2 protein-coding genes and 1 pseudogene are annotated in these 2,273 nt (G+C 65.8%); all 3 read right to left on the reverse strand.

Annotated elements, in window-relative coordinates; translation table 11 throughout:
• Positions 1–321, reverse strand: a 321-nt coding sequence (locus tag VJS90_RS06375) for a cupin domain-containing protein (RefSeq protein WP_324120166.1), incomplete at its 3' end; no start/stop codon positions are given.
• Between the two features lie 12 nt (positions 322–333).
• A complete protein-coding gene (locus VJS90_RS06380) occupies positions 334–1,716 on the reverse strand; it encodes an FAD-binding oxidoreductase (RefSeq protein ID WP_324120168.1) in 1,383 nt (460 codons plus the stop codon).
• A gap of 58 nt (positions 1,717–1,774) precedes the next feature.
• Positions 1,775–2,273 (reverse strand): annotated as a pseudogene (locus VJS90_RS06385) (GABA permease); the annotation flags it as partial.

The following is a 2,273-nucleotide window of genomic DNA, read 5'->3' on the forward strand; positions in this document are numbered from 1 at the left end:
TTCCAGCACGTCCCAGCGCCCGGTCCAGCCCGGCGGCAGGATGATCAGGTCGCCACCGGTCACCTCCACCACTTCCCCGCTGCGGTCATCGGTGAGCAGCGCGCGGCCGGAAATGAGGTAGGTGAACTCGGTATCAGGGCGCTCGATCACCGGCCAGCCACCGGGCTGGCACTCCCACACGCCCAGGTTGCCAACCGCTTCAGGGGCAAGGGTCTGGATGGCAATTTGCGGGTCACCCTTGTCGGCGCCGGCGCGCTGCCCGGCGGGTTTCAGCGGCAATGCCTGGATGGCGGCGTGCTTGATGATGGTGAAGGTCGTCATGGCGTGTTCCTCTTAATGCGCGCCCGTCAGCTTTTCCAGCAGCATGGCGGTGCGTGAAGGTTTATGGGTGAAGCGCTCTTCGATATCGCTCAGCGAAGCGGCCGCCAGGCCGCCGTTGATACCAAACCAGCGCAGGGGTTCGCGCTCCCAGGACGGAGAGCGGTGGTTGACCACGGGCAGCGTGTTGATTGCCTCATCACGCCCGAGAATGAAATTGCGCAGCAGACGCCCGGCCAGGTTGCTGGTGGCCACGCCGTCACCGACGTAGTTGCCGGCCCAGGCCATGCGTTTGTCACGGTCAATGCTGACGGTCGGGCACCAGTCGCGGGAAACGCCCAGGGCGCCGCCCCAACGGTGGGTGATGCGCGCGCTGGCAAGCTCGGGGAAGAACTCGACCATCGTGTCGTGGATCTTGCCGTGGATACTGTCCACCAGATCGGCCTGCTCCGACATGCGCGAGCCCCAGTTGTAGGGCGCGCCACGCCCGCCAAACACCAGCCGGCCCTCCGCGGTTACCTGGCCATACACCCGCAGGTGGCGCATGTCGTTGAACGCCATGCGGTGCTCGAGCCTGAGCTTGGCCAGCAGGTCCCGTGGCAGCGGTTCGGTCGCCAGCACCAGCGAATACAGCGGAATGACGAAACGCGAGTGGCCCGGCTGCTGCGAGGTGAAGGCCTCGGTGGCGCGCACGGTCATCTCGGCACGCACCGAACCGTGGGCGGTATGCACCGCGCCTGGAGCGATCTGGGTGACGGCCGACTGCTCGTAGATCTTCGCCCCCAGGCGTTCCACCAGCTGCGCCAGTCCGCGGACCAGCTTGCCGGGGTGGATCAGCGCGCAATGCTCGGTGTACAGACCGCCGAGGATGCCGCGTGCGCCAATGCTCGATTGCGCTTCAGCGGCCTCCAGCACCCGCCACTGGTCAGGCAGACCGAAGCGCGCTGAAGACGCGACCGCGGCACGCGCCCGGTCCATCTGCGGTTGGCTGCGTGCCAGTGACAGAAAACCCTGCTTGGCGTAGTCGGCATCGACCCCCTCAAGCGCCAGCACACGGCCGATCTCGTCCACGGTCTCGTTCATCGCCGCCTGCAGGTGCAACGCGGCGCTGTGCGAGTACAGCTGCTCCACCCGGTGCAGCGAGATCGGGAAGATCGCCGACGCCCAGCCACCGTTGCGCCCTGAAGCGCCGAAACCGACCACGTTTTTCTCCAGCAGCACCACGCGCAGGGAAGGATCGCTCTTGAGCAGGTAGTAGGCTGTCCACAGCCCGGTATAGCCGGCGCCGATGATCACTACGTCGGCCTGGATCGTGCTGTCCAGACGCTCCCGCGACGGACTGGGCGCGAACCACAGCGGTTTGTTGGGTAACTGGGACAAATCGTATTTCGCTGACATGCTGTTGGCTTCCCGTTGAGGGCTGGGTGTCCGGGTTGTTCTGATACCGCATTGATGCCTACGCGCTGGCGGCCGGCTGGACCTTGACGTCACGCGCACCCTTGCGGGACAGGCGCAGCACCAGGTACGAGACGGCAATCGCGACGATCGCGATCACGCACTGCAGCAGGCTGCCGCGCATCGAGGGGTCGAATGCCATGCTCACCAGCACGGCGATGATCGAGGCGGTCACCAGCAGCGGCAGCCACGGATGGCCCCACATGGCGAACTTCAAGGAGCCCTCCGCCACCCACTTGCGGCGCAGCTTGATCTGCGACAGGCAAATCATCAGGTAGACGAAGAGGAACACCGTGCCCGAGGAATTGATCAGGAACTGGAACACCGTGTCCGGCCACAGCGCGGCGATGACCACGCAGCCGTAGCCCATCAGGGTCGAGGCGATGACGCCGCGCACCGGCACGCCTTTCTTGCTCACGGCCGCGATCCAGCGTGGCGCCTCGTCGTTGGATGCCAGCACGAACAGCAGCCGCGAAGAGGTGTAGAGCCCGGCATTGAGC

The organism is Pseudomonas sp., assembly GCF_035277045.1.
GTDB lineage: Bacteria > Pseudomonadota > Gammaproteobacteria > Pseudomonadales > Pseudomonadaceae > Aquipseudomonas.

Excerpts from the sequence above, each read along its gene's own strand:
- VJS90_RS06380 (WP_324120168.1), bottom strand. The coding sequence starts at position 1,716 with ATGTCAGCGAAATACGATTTGTCCCAGTTACCCAACAAACCGCTGTGG.